Here is a 19,321-nt window from a genome sequence, read left to right on the forward strand (position 1 = left end):
CCCTCGGCGGCGTCATCCGCCTGGTCGCCCTCGGGGACTCCTCCGAACTCTCCGAGCCAACTGCGCTGTGCACAGGGAAATGCCCGTTAGCGGCGTGTTATCGCTCTGTTAAGGGGTGGTGCCAGCATCGTCCGCGTCGGCCACGAAGGTGCGACTCGCTCCAGCGGTCAGCTGCCGGAAGGCTGCGGCAGTCGGCTGGCAATTCAGCTCCACGGACGAGAAAAGAGACTGGCGTGAAGAAGATTTCCTTTGGACGCATAGCCAAGGTCGCCGTTCCGGCAGCCGCCGCGCTGGCGCTGGTGACGGCCGGAGACGCGACCGCCGCGACGGAGTACACGGGCCAGGTGACCGCGAGCTACGGCAACGCCACGCTGATGACGTACGCCACCAACTCGAACCTGGGCCTGCAGACCCTGGTGAACGACACCGCGGCCGACAGCCACTCGGTCCAGCTGAACTGGACGGTGCACATCCCCGGCGGCGAGCAGGTCGCCGACGACTCCTTCGAGATGGGGGCGGGCAGCGGCAGTGGCCAGGGCAGGACGTTCTGGTACTCACCGTCCACCCTGAAGGGCAACACGACGGGGTACATCGAGTACAACATCTGCAAGTACTCGGGCGGGTTCAACAGCTCGTGCACCCAGAAGTACTCGGTCCGGTTCGACATCAGCTGACAGCGGCCCGGCCGGCGATCCGGCACGGGGCCGGAGCCGCTGTTCCCCGTGCCGACGCACGCCGCACGTGGGCAGCGGAGCTCCGATCTCCTGGTGGGGGCGGTTCGCAGGCGAAAGCCGGATGAACGAGAGGGCCAGTTGGACAGTGCTGTGGGGGTGCCTCCCCGGCCGGAGAGGCACCCCTGCAACGCTTTGCGGCCCGGCTCCCTGCAGCCGCAGCTCCATGATCACGAAGGGGGCGGGGCCGCTCCTTGCGTGACTTCGTGTCTACGTGTGTGAAGTGCCCGCCACGGGCAGGCCGGGTGCGGCGATATCCTGTGCGTCTCCGGGCCCCGCCGGTCCGCGTCTGGCGGACGCGGTCGGAAGGGCCCAGCTGCGCGGTCGGGCAGGCTGCGGCTCCCCGGGCGCTGAGCAGCGCGTGGTCAGGCGCACAACTGGCCGCCGACCGGGCCGGATTCACCCGAACCGGCGTACACCGGGCACGCGTCGGTGCGGCATTCGCACGGCGCGTCCGGGCATCGGCGGTGGTCGTGCACCTATCGGCGGTGCGCGACGGCCACATCCCACCGTTCCGGCGTGTCAGCGTCGGGGGTGTCGCACAGTTCGTCGACATAGGCGATACGCAAACGCAGTTCGGAGGGTTCGCCGGGGAGCGGAGAGGTCTCGATCACCGCGGCAGCCTAGGCGATGTTGTGTGGCGGAGAGGGGGCCGCCGCCGGTCGCCGACGAGATCGAGCCGGCCAGCAGAGGCGCCCGCTACTCGAGTCCTCCGAGACGGCGGGCATCTTTGATCTCGTGGAGCCTGGCAGCGGTCATCGGGGTCCACTCCCTCCTCTGTCCAGCGGCACGAAGGGCTTCCCCGACCTCGCTGAGCTTCGCGGACGACAACACGCCCGCCCGCTCGATCAGATCATCCCGGGCCACGGTGGTCAGCCAGGTGCAAGGAGTAAAGCCTGGACGCGGGAACGCGAACCGCAGCACACCTTCGAAGGGCAGTCCTTCCAGGGCGCCTATCGCCACTTCAACGCCCAGGCCGCTGATGTCGACGCCCGCTGGAGCAACGACCTGCATCGCCTGGAAGCCGGATGACTCGTCATCCGAGAGCAGCACGACCGGGCGTCGCTCGTCGAAGTCGACCCACCAGACTTCGCCGCGTTGCATGTGGTCCTCCTGGCACGAGACGGCGGGCGACGCTGCGTGTCCCGAGCGGGACGCGCAAGGGATACGGCCCCGTCTTCGCACGTCGTGACCGACGGGTGGCGAAGACGGGTGCGGCCACCGTCGATCATCGGTGTGTGAAGACTGAAGTTCATGCGGTGGCCGCGGGTCACAGCGTAGACCCTGCCCGCTGGCAGGAGGCGTTCGAGGTCCTGATGTCCCGGATAGCAGGCCGGTTCGCACGGGTTGAACCCCGGCGCCGGGTGGGGGACTTGGTGCCGGGGCTGCTGTCGGACCTGCCGCGCAAGGCCTCCTGGTCGATCGCCGAGTGGGCAGGGGAAGCCACCCCGGACGGCATGCAGCACCTGCTCGGCCGGGCCAAGTGGGATGCCGACCCCGTGCGCGACGATGTGCGCGAATACGTCGTCGAGCACCTCCACGACGATGACGCGGTGCTGGTGGTCGACGAGACGGGGGACGTGAAGAAGGGCACGCACACCGTCGGTGTCCAGCGGCAGTACACCGGCACCGCCGAAGGATCGAAAACGCACAGGTCGCCGGCTACCTCGTCTACGCAGGCCGCCGCGGACATGCGGCGGTGGACCGTGAGCTGTACATCCCGCGCTCGTGGACGTGCGACCCGGACCGCTGCCGGGCAGCGGGGCTGGGCGAGGACGCCGTCTTCGCGACCAAGCCAGAGCTGGCCGCCCGCATGATCGGCCGGTTCCTAGAGGCTGGGCACCGCGCGGGCTGGGTCGCGGGTGACGAGGTCTACGGCGGCAATCCGGAGCTGCGGGCGGCGCTGGAAGAGCGCCAGGTCGGCTACGCGCTCGCCGTCGCCTGCTCCCATGAAGTGACCACCGATGCCGGGAAGTTCCGCGCAGATGTCCTGGCTGCGAAAGTCCCGACGCGGGCCTGGCAGAACCTGTCGGCCGGGACCGGCGCCAAGGTGTACCGCTACTACGACTGGGCCGTCATCGACCTGCGAACCAGACATGAAGATCACGATCTACAACTGGAGTACCAGGCGATGGATCGCTGACGTGACGTGTCTCTCAATCGCGATTCCGGCAAGTTCTGACGCCCCCCGTGACCTGGACTGCGTTAACCACAGGCCGAGAGCTGGGTGAGTGCACCAAGAGCGCCGTCAGCCGCCACTTTTGCGTATTCCTTGCCGATTTCCTCGTTGACGCTCGCGGTCAGGAGGACGGTGGAGGGCAGGACTGCGAATTCGTGGCTTTGTTCGTGAGAACGAGCATGGGCCGCCACCCTGCGGCCTGCCGCGGGAATCAACGGAGGGCGGGGGGCGGGGGCGACCCGGGTGCGGGAACCGCCGCCCGTGGGAGGTGGCTCAGTCGTCGTGGCTGTTCGCGTGCTTGGGCAGGCAGAACATCAGCGCCCACATCAGGGCCAGGAGGCTGCTGGCCCACCACAGCACGGTGAGGAATGCGTCGCGGTTGACCGCGCCATCGCGAGAGCCACCGGTGACGGCGAAGAACACCACGGCGGTCAGCGCCGTGCCCAGTGCGATGCCCAGGTGAATGGCCGTGTTGAACAAGCCCGAGGCCGAGCCGGCGTCCTCGTGCGGGACCCGGGCCAGCGACAAATCGGCGAGCGGGCCGGAGACCATGCCCAGGCCGAAACCGATCAGCACCACCGGAGCGGTCATTGCCAACAGGGTCAGGCCAGCGTGGTGGCTGCCGATCTGAAGCCCGTAGGCGGCCATCGCAGCGGTCGCGATGAGGGCTCCGGCCTGCGGCAGACGGCGGGCGAAACGCCCGGCGGTTTTCGCTGCGACCGTCGCGCCGCCCAGTTCTCCCACGGAGAGCAGCACGAAGGCCGCAGCCGCCTCAAGCGGGCTCATACCAAGTCCGCGCTGCAGGTACAGCGTCCAGGTCATGAAGAACAGGCCGCACAGCAGGCCGTGCAGCAGGTCTGCGGCCATGCCCCCGGAGAACTGCCTGACGCGGAAGAGGGGCAGGGTCACCAGCGGGGCGTTGTCCTGCCTGCGCCGCTGGTGGCGCAGGAAGACACCGAGGACAAGGGCGCCGGCGGCGAGCATGACGAAGCACCACAGCGGCCATCCGTGGGCGTGGCCCTCGGTGAGCGGGAAGAGGATCAGGACGATGGCCAGGCTGGACAGCAGCACGCCGGCCAAGTCGAGCCGGGCGGCCGTGCGGACGGTCGATTCGGGGATGAACGTGCGTCCGAGGAGGAGTACGGCGAGGCCGATGGGCACGTTGACCAGGAAGATCGGCCGCCAGGACAGCCCGAACAGGTCGGCCTGGGTGAGCACGCCGCCCAGGACCGGGCCCAGGACGTTGGCGATGGCCAGGACGGCCCCGTACAGGCCGAACGCCTTGCTGCGGTTGTGGCCCTCGAAGGTGACGTGCATGGTCGCCAGGACCTGCGGAATCATCACGGCCACGCCGATGCCCTGCAGCAGACGGGCGCCGATCAGCACGCCCGGGCCGGTCGCCAGACCGCACAGCAGCGAGGCGGCCGTGAACACGACGGTGCCGATGAGCAGCATCCTGCGGCGGCCGTAGATGTCACCGAGCCGCCCGCCGGTGATCAGCCCAACGGCGACGGGCAGGGAATAGGCGGTGGTCAGCCACTGCACCGCGACCGGTCCGGCGCCGGTCGACTCCTGGATCGCGGGCAGGGCTGTCAGGACGACCGACTGGTCGAGCATGTTCATCAGCTCGGCCGTCAGCAGCACCAGGAGGGCGATCCAGGCCCCCATAGCCATCTTCGACGGTCCAGATGATGACTGGGTCGGGGTCTGGCTGGTGGTGTGCACTGGCTCGCTGCCGAGCACGGAGGAAGACAAAACGGGAACTCCTGATCCAAAGGAATCGGGGAGCCCTGCCGACAGCCACACCGGGGCCGAAAAACGCGAAACCCGGGGCAGACGGCAGAGCTGCACCCGGGAAGGAAAACTGCGGGGATGGGTGACGCGACTCAGGCCAGCGCGACGTCCGCCCCCGGACACGTGCGACAACACAGCACGCGGGGAACACGGACGACTACATGGCCTGGCTGATAAGACGTCACCCCAAGATCGACACAGAAGGAACAGGAAGTCCGGTCACTGTCACCGAAAACTCGGCACAGGACCTCAAAAACAGTACAACACCCGCATGCCTCGCCGCACACCAGATCGTGCGCACAGCCGCCAACCGTGACGCTCACGTCCGCCTACTCAAGCACTCACCCGCCGGATGGGGAACTCAGTCACAGTTGGCCGCGGTCGTCGTGGGCGTAGGTCGATGGCGAACTCCGAGAGGTTCCACGGATTGTAGGTGTACGTCGTGGTATTGACGCGGCCGTCGGTCAGGCGGTCGCGTCAGAGACCTCGTGCCCTTCGCCTCGAACCTGCGGTCCCCGCGCACGCGGGGGTGATCCCACTCCACGAAGATCGGCGCGTGGGTGCTGGCCCGCGCGGTGGGTCGGTACCACCGAGGCACCGGGTGGCCGCCGGTGCAACGCCCCCGTGGGCGTGACCCGGGTTTCAGCAAGAACGGCGGAAGGTGGCCCGGTAGGTCTGCGGTGTCGTGCCGACGACGCGTTTGAACCGTTCACGGAAGGCGGTCGCGGATCCAAAACCGGCCTGCACGGCGATACGTTCGACGGGATGGTCGCTGTGCTCCAGTAGGTACTGGGCGTGTCGGACGCGTGCGCGGAGCAGCCACTGCAGTGGCGTCGTGCCGGTCTGTTCGCGGAAGCGGCGGCTGAAGGTGCGGGTGCTCATGGCGCAGCGGGCGGCCATGGCTTCCAGAGTGAGATCCTCGCCGAGGTGGTCCTGGATCCAGGCCAGTGTCGGTTCCAGAAGTGAGCCGCGAGGCAGGGGCGGGAGTTCATGGACGATGTACTGGGCCTGGCCGCCCTCCCGTTCCAGGGGGGTGACGGCCAGTCGGGCGGCGTCCGCCGCGACGGCTGAGCCCAGGTCGCGGCGGACCAGGTGCAGGCACAGGTCCATGCCGGCGGACGCCCCGGCGGAGGTGAGCAGTTGGCCGTTGTCCACGTAGAGAACGTCCGGGCGCACGTCGATTTTCGGGTACTGCCGGGTGAGTTGGTCGGCGGCGATCCAGTGGGTGGTCGCGGCCAGGCCGTCCAGCAGGCCGGTGGCGGCCAGGGTGAAGGCGCCGCCGCAGATCGAGGCGATGCGCGCGCCTTCGGCGGCGGCGTCACGTAGTGCCTGAAGAGCCTCGGCCGGGGGCGGCCCCGCGTGCTCCTCCCGGCCGGGCACGATGATCGTGTCGGCACCGGCGAGGCCGTCCAGCCCCCAGGGCGCACGGATGGTGAACGTCTCGGTCGGCACCTCCGGCCGGGTTCCGCAGACCCGCACCCGGTAGGGGCGACGCCCGTCCGGCAGGCGTACGCGCCCGAACACCTCGACCGGGATGGCCATGTCGAAGGCCACCGTCTGGTCCAGCGCAAGAATCGCCACGGTGTGCATCTCCGCAGGCTACGCCCACTTCTTGCCGTAACACACCCTGCAGGCCCAGAAGTTGAGGGCCACGAAGGTACTGGTCAGCGAAGTGGCGAGAACTCGTTGAGTTGTGTCATTCGAGCCCATGGTTCGGGGTCTGTTGTGCCGCCTAGCGTGAGCGCGGCAGTCAGGAACCGAGGGAAATGAGAGTCGCTGATGCTGGCACAGTTCGTCCTCTTCGATGGTTTCGACCCGTTGGATGTCATGGCTCCGTTCGAGGTCTTCAGCGCCGCCCGGGCCTTCACCGACCGGGTGACCGTCGAACTGGTCTCTGCGGAAGGGGCCGGGCAGGTACCGAGCGGAATACCCGGCGTCGCGCTGACGGCCGCCGCTCTTCTGGCCCCGGATCGCGCAGACCTGGTCGTTGTGCCGGGCGCGGCCGGCAGGCTCCCCGGGCAGGGCGCGGACGACTCTGCTGAGGAACAGGTTCCCGCGATCCTCGGCCGCGCGCTGACCACCAAGCTCCCGACATTGCTGGCCGACGCGCTGGCTGCAGCGGGCACAACGGTGGCCACGGTCTGCGGCGGGTCGCTGGTGCTCTCGATGGCCGGGCTGGTGCACGGCCGCCACGCCACCACCCATCACCAGGGGCTGGACCTGCTGGGCGCGGGCGGTGTGCAGGTCGTCCCGGGCCGGGTGGTCGACGACGGCGACCTCGTCACCGCCGGCGGCGTCACCTCTGGCCTCGATCTGGGCCTGTATCTGCTGGAACGGGAGGTCGGGCCGAAAGTCGCGCTCGCGGTGGAGCAACTGTTCGCCTACGAGCGCCGCGGCGTCGTCTGGCGCGACCAGGGGGTGGTGCCGATGTTCCCTGCCGTCAGCGAGCAGTCGCGCTGACCCAAGCTCCTGCTCAGCCTGCACGTGCTCGCGGCGATCGTCGCCGCCGTCGGACCGGTGACCGTGGCGGACAGCGTGTTTCCCGCCGCGGTCTGCCGTGCCGCCGGCACGCCCGACCAGCACGAGACACCCGCCACCTAACGATGCTGCACCGCGTCTAGCGGGTCTACGCCGCCCTCGGCCTGGCCGTTCCCGTCCTCGGCTTCGCCACCGCGAGCAAGCTCCACGTCCTGGACAGCCCCTGACTGATCATGTCGATCGCACTGACAGGTGCAGCTGCATGGGTGCTGGCACTGCTGGCACTGCTGGCACTGCTGGTTCTACCGGCCCAGGACCGTCTCCTCGCCCCGCTGGCAGAGTCCGCGGCCGGGACGGCGGCCGTCGAGCGCACGCAGACCGCGCGCCTGGCCATGCCGCCCGGCGCCTTCAACCAGCTCTGGGCGACGGTCACCGTCCTGATGATCCTCCGCCCCGGCCCCACCACGGAAGTGTGACCCATGACCGCCCACTCCATACCCGCGCCACGGCGCGCACGCAGGCCGCTGCGCGCCTCAGCAACCATCGAACTGGTCAGCCTCGCCGTGTTGTTGGTCAACCTCACCACCGGGAACGACCGGGAGATCGCCGCGCTGTTCGGGCCCGTGCACGGGGTCGCCTGGCTTTTCGGCGTCCTGGCCACCCGGCGCGATCCACACCGCAGCACCGGCGCCACGCTGCTTGCCGTCATCCCTGGCATCGGGGGCCTGCTCGCGGTCCGTGCCCTGGAGCGTGCCGACGCGCAGGCCGCTCCCGACACGGGATCGGGGGCACGATGAGGGACCGCCTTCCCGGGCTCGCTGCTACGGCGGCGCCGACCCTGGCGTTCGTGGCTGCCTACAGCGCCGAAGGGCTGCGGACCGCCCTCGTAGCGGCCACAGCGGCCGGTGTACTGGTCCTCGCCTGCGGTCTGCGGGCCCGCCGGTACCTCCAGCATGCGGCGGTGGGCGCGCTGTTGGCGGTGGCCTGCGCGGCCGTGGCGGTCGGGACCGGGCAGGCACGGGGCTTCTTCCTGCTGCCCATGTTGCTGCCCGCAGCATCCTGGGCGGCCTGCCTGCTGTCGGTGCTGGCAGGCCGTCCCCTGGCCGGCCTGGTGGCGAATCGGGTCGTGGGCGGCCCACCGCGCTGGCACTCGCAACTGCCCCTGCACCGTTTCTATCGCTGGATCACCGTGGGCATCGGCCTGGTGTGCCTGGCGAGTCTGGCTGCGCAGGCCGCCCTCTACAGTCGTGCGGAGATCGCCTGGCTCGGTGTCCTCCACGTCGTCATGGGAGTGCTGTGGCCCGGGATCACCGCCGCCACACTGGCCCTGTCGCGCATGACCGTGGCCCGCCACCGCGACCCGGCCGCCTGATACAGATCCGGCATCCAGGGAATCGCAAGCAGTCCTGGCGCTGTACGCAGCGTGGCCCCGCATAGAAGGGAAGGAGGCACCACCCCCCTGCACCCCTGCCACCGGTTCTGAACGTCAAACTCGGGGCCAGAAGCCCTAGCTGGTGCGGGCGCCGTCACCCGCACAACACGCCTTTGCGCCGGCGAGATCATGGGCCAGGCGCCACACTCCCCCACGCATACGGTTTGTTCTTCAGCGGGGAGTGTTGTCGTCGGCTGTGAACGGGCTTCCATGGCCGGGCACGATCAGGTCCGCCGCGGCCAGCACCCGCTGCCGGGAGGCGCGGAGCACTTCGCGGTCGGGGGCTACCGGGTCGTCCGCCGGGCCGTTCGCGTGCCACCACAGGTCGCCCGCGAAGGCCACCACGCCCGCCTCCGTACCCGCGAGCAGGGTGATGTCTTCGGCGCTGTGACCCGGGGTGCGGATCAGCCGCAGCGAGGGGGTGAGTTCGTAGCCCTCCGCGTCCCGGTTCTTCCACTGGTCACCCAGGTATTCCACCTTGTGGTCGTGCACCCGGGCACGGCCGAACAGACCCACGTTCATGGTGTTGTCCGGGTGGTGATGACTGAGCACCACATCGGTGATGTCCTCGGGGCCAAGGCCCAGTTCGGCCAGCGGAGCGAGGATGTCGTCGTGGCTGGCCACCATGCCCGGGTCGAAGATCACGTGACGTCCCGCGTCACGCACGTAGGAGACGGTTGCGGCAACCCCGGGGCCGGTGGAGCCCACGTAACCGGTGGTCAGGACCTTGTACACGGCGCTGCGGCCGAGCGGTGCGTCTGTCATGGCCCCCATCCTTCCCGGTGCCGCAGCCCTTCACGAGTGGCACAGCAGCCGCACATCGCAGGATTCGTGCCATCGTGTGCCACACTGCACCCCATGCCGCCTTTCCCCACCGTCGCCGCCTACGTCCCGCCCGGCGTCGGCATGCTCGCCGTCGGCATCGTCACCGAAGTGTTCGGCCCCCACGGAACGGCCCTGCCCGGCTTCGACTTCGCCCTGTGCGCCGACCGCCCCGGACCCGTGCCCACCGACCACGGCATACCCCTCTCCATCGCTCACGGCCTGGACCACCTCGCCGACGCCGATCTGCTCATCGCCCTGCCCGGCGCCCACTTCCGCACACCGCCCGCCCCTGCCGTACTCGACGCGCTGAGGACCGCGCACCAGCGCGGCTCCGTAATCGCCGCCCACTGCGTCGGCACCTTCACACTCGCCGCCGCCGGACTCCTCGACGGCCGACGGGCAACCACCCACTGGCGCTTCGCCGACCTGCTCGCCGACCGCCACCCACCCATCACCGTGGACCCCACCGCGCTCTACATCGACGAGGGCAACATCCTCACCGGAGCGGGAGCCGCCGCAGGCATCGACCTCTGCCTGCACCTGCTCAGGCGGGAATACGGCACCACAATGGCCAACACCGTCGCCCGGGACATGGTCCTGCCCTCCCACCGCGACGGCGGACAGGCTCAATACCTGACCGCGCCCGTCCCCGAGGACGGCCAGGACAAACAGCTCACCGAAGTCCTCACCTGGGCCCGCGACCACCTCCACGAACCACTGCCCGTCACGGAACTCGCCCGCCGCGCCCTGATGAGCAAACGCTCCTTCACCCGCCGCTTCACCGCCGCCACCGGCACCACCCCACACGCCTGGCTACGCAACCTGCGACTGAGCAGAGCCGAAGAACTCCTCGAAACCACCAACCTCCCCATCGAAGAGATCGCGCATCAGATCGGATACGCAAGCGCAGCCGTCCTGCGCGAACAGTTCATCCGACGCCGCGGAGTCCCACCCCGCTCCTACCGCCGCTCCTTCACCAGCACGCCGTAAGTTGGCGCGGCCTTCACGCTCGCGGTCGGTGACCACGACCGCGAGAGGAGTCCGACGGTGTCGATGACGATGCTCCGCTGCCTTCCGACGATCTTCTTGCCAGCGTCGATACCCTGCTCACCGGGGTCGGGTCCCTCCTCGCGGCCTTCCTGCCTGCGGAATCGGCGTCGCAGGAGCCTGACGGCGGGGATCGTGGACGCCCCGCCACGACGGCTCGGTCGGCGGCGCCCCGGTCGGGGTCGGGATTCTCGGAGCGGCTGTGTGGGCAGAGCTGCCTCATGCGCAGCCGTCACGCTCAGTCCGACCGGCCTGTCCTGCAGCCCGCCGGCATCGCCCAGAACGCCCACGCCCGTCTGGCCGGTGAGGTACTGCGGACGGTGGGGGCCGCTGCCGCGGCCACCTTCAACGTCACCCCCTACGTGGTCTCTGCCCTGACCTGGCGGGGCGCCGCCGAACTGGTCGGCGACCTGGCGACGACCGATACCCCCCCCCCGGTTGCGTACGGGCTTTGATCCTGCCCGCCGAAACCCTGGACACGGTGCGGGCCTGCCGCGCGGCACTGACCCAGGCCGCCAACGGCGAGGACGAAGGTGCAGCTGCGGCCGGACTGCTCTTCGGCTGTTACCCCGACCCCATCCAGCCCCTCGAGCGGACCAGCCACCACCGGGACTGCACGTGATACGGGCGAAGACATGGTACCTGTGCTGTGCTGGTGGGGGGCTTTGGGTCCTTCCTCCCCACCACGACCTGGGTCGACCTGCTCCTCGAAGACCTGTGCTGCGTCCTGCCCGACTGGACAAGCAACAGTTGAACCTCACCGCGATGAGGAGGCCGACGGCTTCGCCCACGGAGCGGAGACCAAGAATCACCAGCGACCCGGCCGCCACTGACCCCGGCCACGAACCGCCGGCCCTGCACCGGCCGCCACGGGCCGGCCGACCCCTCTGGAGGAATGCCGTGTGCCGTCTTTTCGGCCTCAGCAGTGCCCCGCAACGCACGCACGCCACCTTCTGGCTTCTCGACGCCCCCGACAGTCTGAGGCGGCAGAGCCGCCGCGACCCCGACGGCACCGGCCTCGGCCACTTCACCGCCGGCGGCACCCCGCGCATCCACAAGGCCCCTATCGCGGCCTACCGCGACCGCGTCTTCGCCGAGGAGGCCCGAGAGGTGGAGTCGGCGACCTTCATCGCCCACGTGCGTTTCGCCTCCACCGGCGGCCTCGACATGCGCAACACTCATCCTTTCGAACAGGACGGGCGGCTCTTCGCGCACAACGGGGTCATCGAAGGCCTGGACAAGCTCGACGACCACTTGGGCGAAGACCGCTCGCTGGTCAAGGGCGACACCGACTCCGAGCGGTTCTTCGCCCTGATCACCCGCGAGACCCGGCGGCACGACGGTGACGTCACCGCGGGCATCCGGCAGGCCGCCCGATGGATCGCCGAGAACCTGCCCGTCTACGCCATCAACCTGATCCTCACCACCCCCGAGGAACTCTGGGCACTGCGCTACCCCGACACCCACGAGCTGTACGTCCTCGAGCGCCGGGCGGGCGGCCAGCACGGCAGCCGGCACCTCGACCACAGCGGCAGCCACGGCCGGATGCGCATCCACTCGTCGCACCTTGCCGAGCACCCTGCTGTCGTCGTCGCCAGCGAGCGCATGGACGACAACCCCCACTGGCACGCGATGGAACCCGGCGAGCTGCTCCACGTCGGCCCCGACCTCCGCCTCAGCCGCCAGGTCGCCCTTCCCGATTCACCTACGCACCAACTCACCCTCGACGACCTGCACCCCGACGCAGCCGCCTCCCAGAAAGCCACCTGAAAGGTTCCCCGACCGAGGCCCACTGACAAAGTCATGGTGCCGGTAAGGGGCGGACGGCGCGCCGTCGATGGCCTGACGGCGCGCCCGTTCCGCGCCGGGGAACCGGAACCGTGCCCTTTCCGACGTACCGGTACGCCCATGACGATTTCCGGGCCTCCTGCAATACGGCCAGTCGGCGCTCGACCTCCGGCGGCGAGGGGGAAGCGCTGCCGCAGTACCCAGGACAGCCCGGCCGCCGCAAGGCGAACACACGCACCGAGGCCGCGTCACGGGTCGCCATGACTATCCAACTCGCCCTGGAACCGGCCACTTCCCCCAACCTCACTCTGGGAAGTCACCCCCGATCCGTCGAGATCACACAAGGTAACGAGGCACTACTAGCTATCCTGCCGAGGCTGAACAGGCTGCGGAGGCCATCGGCCGCGTCCCGCCGGGTGGTGGGCAGCCCTGAGGATCCTCGCGACGGCTCTGGCACGGAGTAGTCCACCACAGGGCCCGGACATAACTGATCGACACTGCTCTTTTGATCGCGTTAGGTTGGCGGCATGCCCGAACTTCATACCGATCGTCTTCTGCTCCGCCGATGGCGGAGATCCGACCTCGAACCGTGGGCAGCGATGAACGCCGATCCCGAAGTCCGCGAACACTTGGGAGAGCTGTTGACACGGGAGCAGAGCGATGCCGCGGTGACGCTCATGCAAGCCGAGTTCGACGAGCAAGGTTTTGGGTGGTGGGCACTGGAAGCACGGGAGACCGGGGAGTTCATCGGCCGTGCCGGCTTGGACAAGGTGGCCGAGGACCTGCCGTTCACGGGCGTGGATATCGGGTGGCGCCTGACCCGTTCGGCGTGGGGTCACGGTTACGCCACCGAGGCCGCGCTGGCCTGCCTGGACTTCGGCTTCGAAACCCTCGGGCTGTCAGAGGTCGTTGCATCGACGACCATCAACAACCTTCGTTCCCAGGCAGTAATGCGCCGGATCGGCATGACCCGGGACCCGGCCGGTGATTTCGAGGACCCTAGCGTGCCGAATGGGCCGCTGCGCCGGTGCGTGCTGTACCGAATCCTCCGTAAAGATGCTCGCGGCCTACACCACTCGGCGGGACACGGCCAGGCCGATCCCGCGAGTTGACCCCGAACCCGCGGGTCCATCCGCAGAATCAGGGCGCCGCAGCCTCGGGCTCGCACCGCAGAACCTTCAGTTGCCGCGAACTCGCGGGACTCACGGCCCTGCTCTCGTATAGCTACGGCCACGCGACGCGCAGCCGGCGGTGCCTTGCCTCGGCGCGGTGTGATCGGGCCGGGGCAGCGATGCTTACAAGACCTCCCGTTTTGCGTGATCTTGCGGGATGTTGACTGGGGACTGCCGATCTCCCTCGGCATCTCCGCAGCCAACCTGCACCAAGACCAGGGCGGAAACAGAAGGCCGGCGGCGCGGTATCAAGGCCGACGGGTGATATAGCAGCTCCTTCGGAGCCCGGGTGCCGGCATGGCACCCGGACCCCTCCACATGGTCCGTGTTCGATGAGACGGGCACTCCCGTCGAGGCCGCCTGCCCCATCGCCATCCGTGAGGGAAGTGGGTGGAGGCCCGGAGCATCCGCGAACGTCTGCGTAGACAGGGAGGCCGGTCGCGGGCGAAGAGCTCAAGGTGACCGGGACTCTTCCTCAGGTTGGCGCGGTGATCCCGAACTCGCCGAGCAGGTCCTTGCCCCGACTCCCACGCCCCGCGAGGTGAGAGCAGGACGTGGGCGGAAGTCCGGTCAGCGGACGACGTCGAAGACCTGCTTCTGCAGACCGTTGGCGTAGGCCTCGTGCTCGACGAGCTTCAGCTTCTGGGTGTCCTTGTCGGTGGCACTGAACAGCCGCTTGCCCGCGCCGAGCAGGAGCGGGAAGACCAGCAGGTGGTAGCGGTCGATCAGGCCGGCGTCCGAGAGGCTGTGGTTCAGCGTGGCGCTGCCGTGGACGATGATCGGGCCGCCCTCGGTCTCCTTCAGCGCGGCGACCTCGTCGACCGAGCGAAGGATCGTCGTCTCACCCCAGTTCGACACCAGGTCGTCCTCATGGAGGGTGGTGGAGACGACGTACTTCGGCATCACCTTGTAGTCCGCGAAGTCCTCCATGTCGGGCCATACCGCGCTGAAGGCCTCGTAGCTGGTGCGGCCCATCATCATCGCGGTGGCTTCCTTTTGCTCCCGTCCCTTGAGCTCGAACGCCTCGGGAAGAAAGTCGATGTCCTTGAAGGTCCACCCGGCGTTCCGGTAACCGGCCTCCCCGCCGGGGGCCTCCACGACGCCGTCGAGCGAGATGAAGGCAGTGCTGATCAGGGTGCGCATCTAAGGTTCCTCAGTGTCTCGTATCCAGCTGGCGGCAGGTCGTTTAGTGCGCGCTTGGACCGCACTCGCGGCCACGGCACACCAACCACGAACTACGACTGTGGATCATGGAGGAACTCATCGGCCGCCGCCACTCATTTCTGGCGGCGTTGGCCACCGGATCACCTTTTTGGAGCCCGCACACGGGACGGAGTCGGTCCGGCGATCGAAGCGAAACCTGCTACCCGGCTCCCGCGCGCCGGCCGCCGCACCCCATCGTCTGGCCCCAGCGCGCCAAGACTCGCGTACCGCGTTCCCGACCCGGACCCCGGTCTCTCAGCCAATGTCGACGACAGCCCATAGCAATGTGCCGTCCCCGGCGTGGCCGCTGCCGCATGCTCCTCGGATGACGGCAACCGGATGACGCGCGCACCGCTCACCTCATGTCCACGACGCGAGCCGGGCATACGAAAATCTCTGAGCTTGGACGTGCCGCCTGGAGGGCTTGTCCGCGGACAAGGCTTGTTGTCCGCCCGTGGGTGGGTGCCAGCCTGCATCGTTGTCGGCTGGGTGGTGCGGACAACGCTTCTGGTGGCGATGGTTGGTGCCGTCAGTCAGAAGCAGCTGCGAGCGTGGGGCACAACCTTGCCGAGCAGCGCCCGATGGGGAGGGATCACGTATGAGGCTTGCCAGCTACAGGTCAGGAACGCGCGTCCGGGGAACGCTCGGCGCGGGGATTGCGGGACTCGCGGCGATGGCGTTCGCGGCGGGTGCGGCGCCGGCGTCGGCGGCCGGTGCGGCATCGGCCAGCGCCGACTCAACGTCGAAGATCGTCAGCAATTACGCCCCCTACCTCTGTGTCAACGGCGGTGGAGGTGACAGCTGGCAGCTCCAGATGGGCGGCTGCTCGGGCCTCAGCCATCCGTATTACAACTGGACCTTTCACCAGCTCACCAGGCGAGACAGCCACGGTGGAGCCTGGTGGGAGATCAAGGACATCTGGGGCAGGTGCATGGACGCCGACCTGAACCACATAGGCGACGGCGGTAAAGTGCAGGACTGGACCTGCAACGGGGCGGCGCAGCAACACTGGTACCTGTGGCCCCTGGGAAACGGGAACTACGAGTTCATCAACGGGGTGAACACCAACTACGTGCTCGACGCCGTCACTGCGGGTGCTGACAACCCAGGCGTCCCGGGCGACCATTTGCAGCTGTGGACAGCCAACTACAAGCCCCAGCAGCGATGGTACGTAAGCAACCTGAGCTACCCACTGGGCTAACCTCCCGCCAACTGCCCGCAGCTGAAGGCTCGCCCACTGACCTGCGGAGGCCGCCACCCAGTGGGTGACGGCCCTCCAGGACCCCACGTTGGCCCCGGACTGCCCGCGCGGATCCCCAACGGACCCACCGCCGAATCTCAGCGGATGCGGTGAGACCAAGAACTGCCCGAAGTTCCTGGCGTTCTGTCGCTACCTGCGCTCACTGCACCCTGTCGAGAGTCAAGAGACGCAACGCGATCGTCTGCGACAACCACTCCCGTACCTGACGACGCAGCGGTACCAGCGGGTCGGGGCCCGGGCGGCGGCCAACAACGTGGACATCGCCTGCACCCCGACGCACACCTCTTGGCAGAGCCGCATCAAGGCCCGGTTCACCGCCTGCGCCACCTCACCCTCGACGGTACCGCCCACGCCGACCACAAACAGCATGGCAGCATGATCCGCCGCTGCATCATCCGACGGAACAAGCACGCCGCCGACGAACGCCTTCGCGAGGTCGTGAACAGGGCGAACGCTGCCTGATGCTAGGAACGGTCGACGGCGTCGAGGGCGTGTTCCTTGAGGAAAACACCCGCATGGGCTGCTGCTTCTTCCGCAGTCGCGTAGCGCGTCCCATCGGTGACCGTGGCGGATGCTCCATCAGCGCCCATGCCTGTCCAACTCCAGTCACCGGAAGGCGTCTGCACCAGTTCGGCAGTCCCCCCGAAGAGCGCGAGCGCGCTCCTGCCAGCTGTCGCGGGCACTGAGCGGCTGATGGCGTCGGGCCATTTCTTACGGGCGCCCTGCCGGGTGATGCCCCAGACAGCCCCCATCTGCTCGTAACTGGCGCCGTAGGAGCCAGCGGTTGCTGCCGCGTACGCAGTCAACTGCCTGACCTCGGCATCCATTACCTTCCAAGCGGCCAGGACGGACAGTGCCACTTCGACGGGATCCGCGTCCCACATACGGCCCGCGGGCAGCCCGGTCTGTCGGGAGCGTATCGCCGAGGCCAGCGGATTCAGGGCGTCGTACAGCGCTTTGTCGAGTTCTGCCTGCTCTTCCGGAGTGATCTCAGAGACCATCATGCGACAACTATAGTTCCCGACTCGGTATATGGAAACCAAAGTTTCCGCACCGTCTCGCTCGCCGCCCCGCCGCAACCGCGAGACAGGTCCTCCAGTGCTGTGCCGGGACGGAGCGGCGGATCACCCTGCCCGGGTGGTGGACGGGTCGGCACCTTTGAGGGCGAACATTGCTGGATGCGGCACTGATTGGGACGTGAATCGCGCTGTGGGTCTGCTCCGGTGTCTGCCAGAATCGGCGGATGTTGAACATCGGAACCATCGTGATGGGCGCCGCCGATGTGCGGCGGGCTGCCGAGTTCTGGAGCCGGGCACTGGGCTACGTCCCTCGCGATGGCGAAGTGAAGGACGACTGGACGGTGCTGGTGCCGGCCCACGGGTCCGGTGCCGCGCTGGCCCTCGACCTCAGTACTACACCCGTGCAGGAACACCCCAGGATCCACCTCGACCTCTACGCAGGTGACGCCGTCGATCAAAGCGCCGAAGTGGCGCGCCTGATGTCCCTGGGCGCGGAACGTGTGGACTGGGACTCTTATCCGGACGATGCCGACTTCGTCGTGCTCGCCGATCCCGAGGGCAACCGCTTCTGCGTCATCGACACCAGCCGTAGCTGACGGACGGGGTACGGGGGGGCCACGGATGCCAACTGTGCACGAGGGCAAGAAACCGACGGCGGCATCCTCCCACCAGTCGTTGCACCGGATGTTACGAATGTCGTGAGCCACACCCGCGACGGCAGGCGCCTGCACTGACAAAGGCGCGGCGCGGCGGCAGCGAGGTCCCGCTGGGAGGTGCGGATGCGCGTCCAACCGGCAGGCATGCCGACGCGTGTTGCGCGGGGGACAGAGTCGTTGAAGGGCCCCCGGGTCAGCCTGGCTGGCGCCGAAGACAAGCTCGTTCATATGGACCGACAAACTCCCGGCGGTACCGCGGCCAACCTCGGCATCCCACGTATAGCCCCACCTCAATTTACCCAGGCGGAGGGAACGGCCTCGCTGGCACAATCACTGGATGACCAGCAATGACATCTGGTTCGACTGCCAGCACCGTGGCAACGGCGGCCCGCTCATGATCGTGCCCCGTATTGATGGAGCACCACTCACCGAGCTGATCGACGGGTTCGAGATCGCGGCCCGGATGCAGCCCGCAGGCGACGCCTACGGCGGTCCCATCCCGGAGTTCTACCGGTTCGGCCCGATGCACGATCACTTCCTCGAACGGTCCACCAACCCAATGGGGCCGAAGACACCCGTTCTCGGTTGTAAATGTGGCGACTGGGGATGCTGGCCCCTCATGGCCCACATCACCGCGACAGCCGACCTCGTGATCTGGGACTCCTTCGAGCAACCCCGTCGCACGACCCGCGAGTACACGGCATTCGGTCCGTTCCAGTTCGACCGTCGCCAATACGATGACGCCCTGCGCGCGCTAAACGCCGTAATCGGCCCCAACGAGACGTAGTCCGCTCCCACCAGCGGTAGTTCAGAGAACCTAGTGTCAGATCTCCCCTACTGCCCGTGGACCCGGCACAGATGCCACGCGTTCAGGAGGTCCACGCCAATCTTGTCGACCGTCTCCAAGAGGCGGAGGACCAGGGCTGGCTCGGCGAGGCCGCCGCCATCGAGACCACCATGGCAGCCGCCGCCCAGAAGCCGGAGGCCATGCGCGACCGTGCACCGTCCACCTCGGCATGTCCGACGGCCGCGCGACGTCAGATGAACCAGCGCCGAGCCAGAACGCTGAGCGCCGACGCGACAGCCGGCGAATGCCGCTCCGCTCATGGAGCTGAGCCCAGCGGGATGCCCCGGCCCTGGATGGAGATTCGAGCACCTGCGTTCTCACGGCAGCGTTCACCCCCGAGCTAAATGGGGCGAAGAACGGGGTCGATCTCGGCCAGGGCTTCGTGCATCTGACGAGCCCCCAGGGCAACACGGTCGTCAGTGTCCCGCAACATCTCCTCGCATAGCTCCATCGCGCTGTCCCGGTCCTCGGAGGAGATACTGAACACATCGTGAAGTGCGGTGTGGATCCAATCGCTGTGATTCGAGTCGGCGACTGCCAGTGCGGAGGCGACTATCGCCAACCCGATCCTGTCTTTTCGTCGCAGCACGGCTTCTGCGGTCACTCGGGTGACGAACGTGTCACCTGCGTCGAGCACAAGCTCCAGCAGTGGCCCGAGCGCCTCCTGCGTCTCGGCGAAGCTTGCCAAGCCGTGACCGGCATCCGCCCGATCACGGTAGTCGTGGCTTCGCCCGAGCTCGCGGAGGACCATGACAGCTGCATGCCGCCGATCTCTGTCCACCCGCCTGATCACCCCCCTCGATTTCGGGTCAAAATACCACTGCGGCACCCTCCAGACGCTCGCTTCGTTCCCGCGGACCAAGGCGTCCTAGGCTCCAAGACGTGATCC

At 68.2% G+C, this 19,321-nt stretch carries 20 protein-coding genes and 3 pseudogenes; 14 read left to right on the forward strand and 9 right to left on the reverse strand.

What is annotated here, in order from left to right; translation table 11 throughout:
- Positions 1–233 precede the first annotated feature (233 nt).
- Complete coding sequence (locus ACZ5ID_RS27990) at positions 234–674, forward strand: hypothetical protein (protein ID WP_468903270.1); 441 nt, start codon at positions 234–236, stop codon at positions 672–674.
- Between the two features lie 536 nt (positions 675–1,210).
- Here the strand turns inward: ACZ5ID_RS27990 and ACZ5ID_RS27995 are convergent.
- Positions 1,211–1,345 carry a hypothetical protein gene (locus ACZ5ID_RS27995; RefSeq protein ID WP_468903273.1) on the reverse strand — a complete coding sequence of 45 codons (135 nt, stop codon included), beginning with the start codon at positions 1,343–1,345 and terminating at the stop codon, positions 1,211–1,213.
- An 85-nt stretch (positions 1,346–1,430) separates the two neighbouring features.
- Positions 1,431–1,835 carry a type II toxin-antitoxin system PemK/MazF family toxin gene (locus ACZ5ID_RS28000; protein ID WP_065000105.1) on the reverse strand — a complete coding sequence of 135 codons (405 nt, stop codon included), beginning with the start codon at positions 1,833–1,835 and terminating at the stop codon, positions 1,431–1,433.
- A 212-nt stretch (positions 1,836–2,047) separates the two neighbouring features.
- On the opposite strand from ACZ5ID_RS28000, the pseudogene ACZ5ID_RS28005 reads away from it, so the two are divergent.
- Positions 2,048–2,817, forward strand: a pseudogene (locus ACZ5ID_RS28005) (IS701 family transposase); the annotation flags it as partial.
- Between the two features lie 366 nt (positions 2,818–3,183).
- Here ACZ5ID_RS28005 and ACZ5ID_RS28010 read toward each other — a convergent pair.
- Complete coding sequence (locus ACZ5ID_RS28010) at positions 3,184–4,584, reverse strand: MFS transporter (protein ID WP_468903277.1); 1,401 nt, start codon at positions 4,582–4,584, stop codon at positions 3,184–3,186.
- Between the two features lie 762 nt (positions 4,585–5,346).
- Complete coding sequence (locus ACZ5ID_RS28015) at positions 5,347–6,294, reverse strand: GlxA family transcriptional regulator (protein ID WP_468903279.1); 948 nt, start codon at positions 6,292–6,294, stop codon at positions 5,347–5,349.
- A 189-nt stretch (positions 6,295–6,483) separates the two neighbouring features.
- Here ACZ5ID_RS28015 and ACZ5ID_RS28020 point away from each other — a divergent pair, with 189 nt between their 5' ends.
- From ACZ5ID_RS28020 to ACZ5ID_RS28035, 4 genes and pseudogenes are all read left to right on the forward strand, one after another.
- Positions 6,484–7,164, forward strand: a complete 681-nt coding sequence (locus ACZ5ID_RS28020) for a DJ-1/PfpI family protein (protein ID WP_468903281.1) — start codon at positions 6,484–6,486, stop codon at positions 7,162–7,164.
- A gap of 9 nt (positions 7,165–7,173) precedes the next feature.
- Positions 7,174–7,658, forward strand: a pseudogene (locus ACZ5ID_RS28025) (hypothetical protein).
- A 3-nt stretch (positions 7,659–7,661) separates the two neighbouring features.
- Entirely contained in the window at positions 7,662–7,979 is a 318-nt protein-coding gene (locus ACZ5ID_RS28030) for a DUF3817 domain-containing protein (protein ID WP_468903283.1), read from the forward strand.
- Entirely contained in the window at positions 7,976–8,554 is a 579-nt protein-coding gene (locus ACZ5ID_RS28035) for a DUF3159 domain-containing protein (RefSeq protein WP_468903285.1), read from the forward strand. Before ACZ5ID_RS28030 ends, ACZ5ID_RS28035 begins: the two co-directional genes overlap by 4 nt.
- A gap of 231 nt (positions 8,555–8,785) precedes the next feature.
- Here the strand turns inward: ACZ5ID_RS28035 and ACZ5ID_RS28040 are convergent, their stop codons facing one another.
- The gene (locus ACZ5ID_RS28040; protein ID WP_468903289.1) at positions 8,786–9,379 is read right to left on the reverse strand and encodes an MBL fold metallo-hydrolase; all 594 of its coding nucleotides are present in this window, start codon (positions 9,377–9,379) and stop codon (positions 8,786–8,788) included.
- A 93-nt stretch (positions 9,380–9,472) separates the two neighbouring features.
- On the opposite strand from ACZ5ID_RS28040, the gene ACZ5ID_RS28045 reads away from it, so the two are divergent.
- On the forward strand, positions 9,473–10,429 hold the full coding sequence (locus tag ACZ5ID_RS28045; RefSeq protein WP_468903291.1) for a GlxA family transcriptional regulator: 957 nt from the start codon (positions 9,473–9,475) through the stop codon (positions 10,427–10,429).
- Between the two features lie 11 nt (positions 10,430–10,440).
- Here the strand turns inward: ACZ5ID_RS28045 and ACZ5ID_RS28050 are convergent.
- A pseudogene (locus tag ACZ5ID_RS28050) lies at positions 10,441–10,605 on the reverse strand (IS5 family transposase); the annotation flags it as partial.
- Between the two features lie 102 nt (positions 10,606–10,707).
- On the opposite strand from ACZ5ID_RS28050, the gene ACZ5ID_RS28055 reads away from it, so the two are divergent.
- The 4 genes from ACZ5ID_RS28055 (at position 10,708) to ACZ5ID_RS28070 (ending at position 13,386) form a co-directional block, all read left to right on the forward strand.
- Entirely contained in the window at positions 10,708–10,941 is a 234-nt protein-coding gene (locus ACZ5ID_RS28055; protein ID WP_468903293.1) for a hypothetical protein, read from the forward strand.
- Positions 10,938–11,108 (forward strand): hypothetical protein, encoded by a 171-nt coding sequence (locus ACZ5ID_RS28060; RefSeq protein WP_468903295.1) that lies wholly within the window; start codon positions 10,938–10,940, stop codon positions 11,106–11,108. Before ACZ5ID_RS28055 ends, ACZ5ID_RS28060 begins: the two co-directional genes overlap by 4 nt.
- A 278-nt stretch (positions 11,109–11,386) precedes the next feature.
- Complete coding sequence (locus ACZ5ID_RS28065) at positions 11,387–12,256, forward strand: class II glutamine amidotransferase (protein WP_468903297.1); 870 nt, start codon at positions 11,387–11,389, stop codon at positions 12,254–12,256.
- 545 nt (positions 12,257–12,801) lie between these two features.
- Entirely contained in the window at positions 12,802–13,386 is a 585-nt protein-coding gene (locus ACZ5ID_RS28070) for a GNAT family N-acetyltransferase (RefSeq protein ID WP_468903300.1), read from the forward strand.
- A 630-nt stretch (positions 13,387–14,016) separates the two neighbouring features.
- Here ACZ5ID_RS28070 and ACZ5ID_RS28075 read toward each other — a convergent pair.
- Positions 14,017–14,589, reverse strand: a complete 573-nt coding sequence (locus ACZ5ID_RS28075) for a dihydrofolate reductase family protein (RefSeq protein WP_468903302.1) — start codon at positions 14,587–14,589, stop codon at positions 14,017–14,019.
- A 658-nt stretch (positions 14,590–15,247) separates the two neighbouring features.
- On the opposite strand from ACZ5ID_RS28075, the gene ACZ5ID_RS28080 reads away from it, so the two are divergent.
- A complete protein-coding gene (locus tag ACZ5ID_RS28080) occupies positions 15,248–15,850 on the forward strand; it encodes an RICIN domain-containing protein (protein WP_468903305.1) in 603 nt (200 codons plus the stop codon).
- A 524-nt stretch (positions 15,851–16,374) separates the two neighbouring features.
- Here the strand turns inward: ACZ5ID_RS28080 and ACZ5ID_RS28085 are convergent.
- On the reverse strand, positions 16,375–16,914 hold the full coding sequence (locus tag ACZ5ID_RS28085; RefSeq protein WP_468903307.1) for a hypothetical protein: 540 nt from the start codon (positions 16,912–16,914) through the stop codon (positions 16,375–16,377).
- Positions 16,915–17,153: 239 nt separating this feature from the next.
- Between ACZ5ID_RS28085 and ACZ5ID_RS28090 the strand changes: the two genes are divergently transcribed.
- Both ACZ5ID_RS28090 and ACZ5ID_RS28095 read left to right on the forward strand, forming a co-directional pair.
- Positions 17,154–17,525: a VOC family protein gene (locus ACZ5ID_RS28090; RefSeq protein ID WP_468903309.1), complete on the forward strand. Its 372-nt coding sequence runs from the start codon at positions 17,154–17,156 to the stop codon at positions 17,523–17,525.
- A 397-nt stretch (positions 17,526–17,922) separates the two neighbouring features.
- A complete protein-coding gene (locus ACZ5ID_RS28095; RefSeq protein ID WP_468903312.1) occupies positions 17,923–18,372 on the forward strand; it encodes a hypothetical protein in 450 nt (149 codons plus the stop codon).
- 400 nt (positions 18,373–18,772) lie between these two features.
- On the opposite strand, the gene ACZ5ID_RS28100 is transcribed toward ACZ5ID_RS28095, so the two are convergent.
- Entirely contained in the window at positions 18,773–19,183 is a 411-nt protein-coding gene (locus ACZ5ID_RS28100; RefSeq protein ID WP_468903314.1) for a hypothetical protein, read from the reverse strand.
- Between the last annotated feature and the right edge of the window lie 138 nt (positions 19,184–19,321).

Source organism: Streptomyces sp. NPDC031670 (assembly GCF_055580545.1).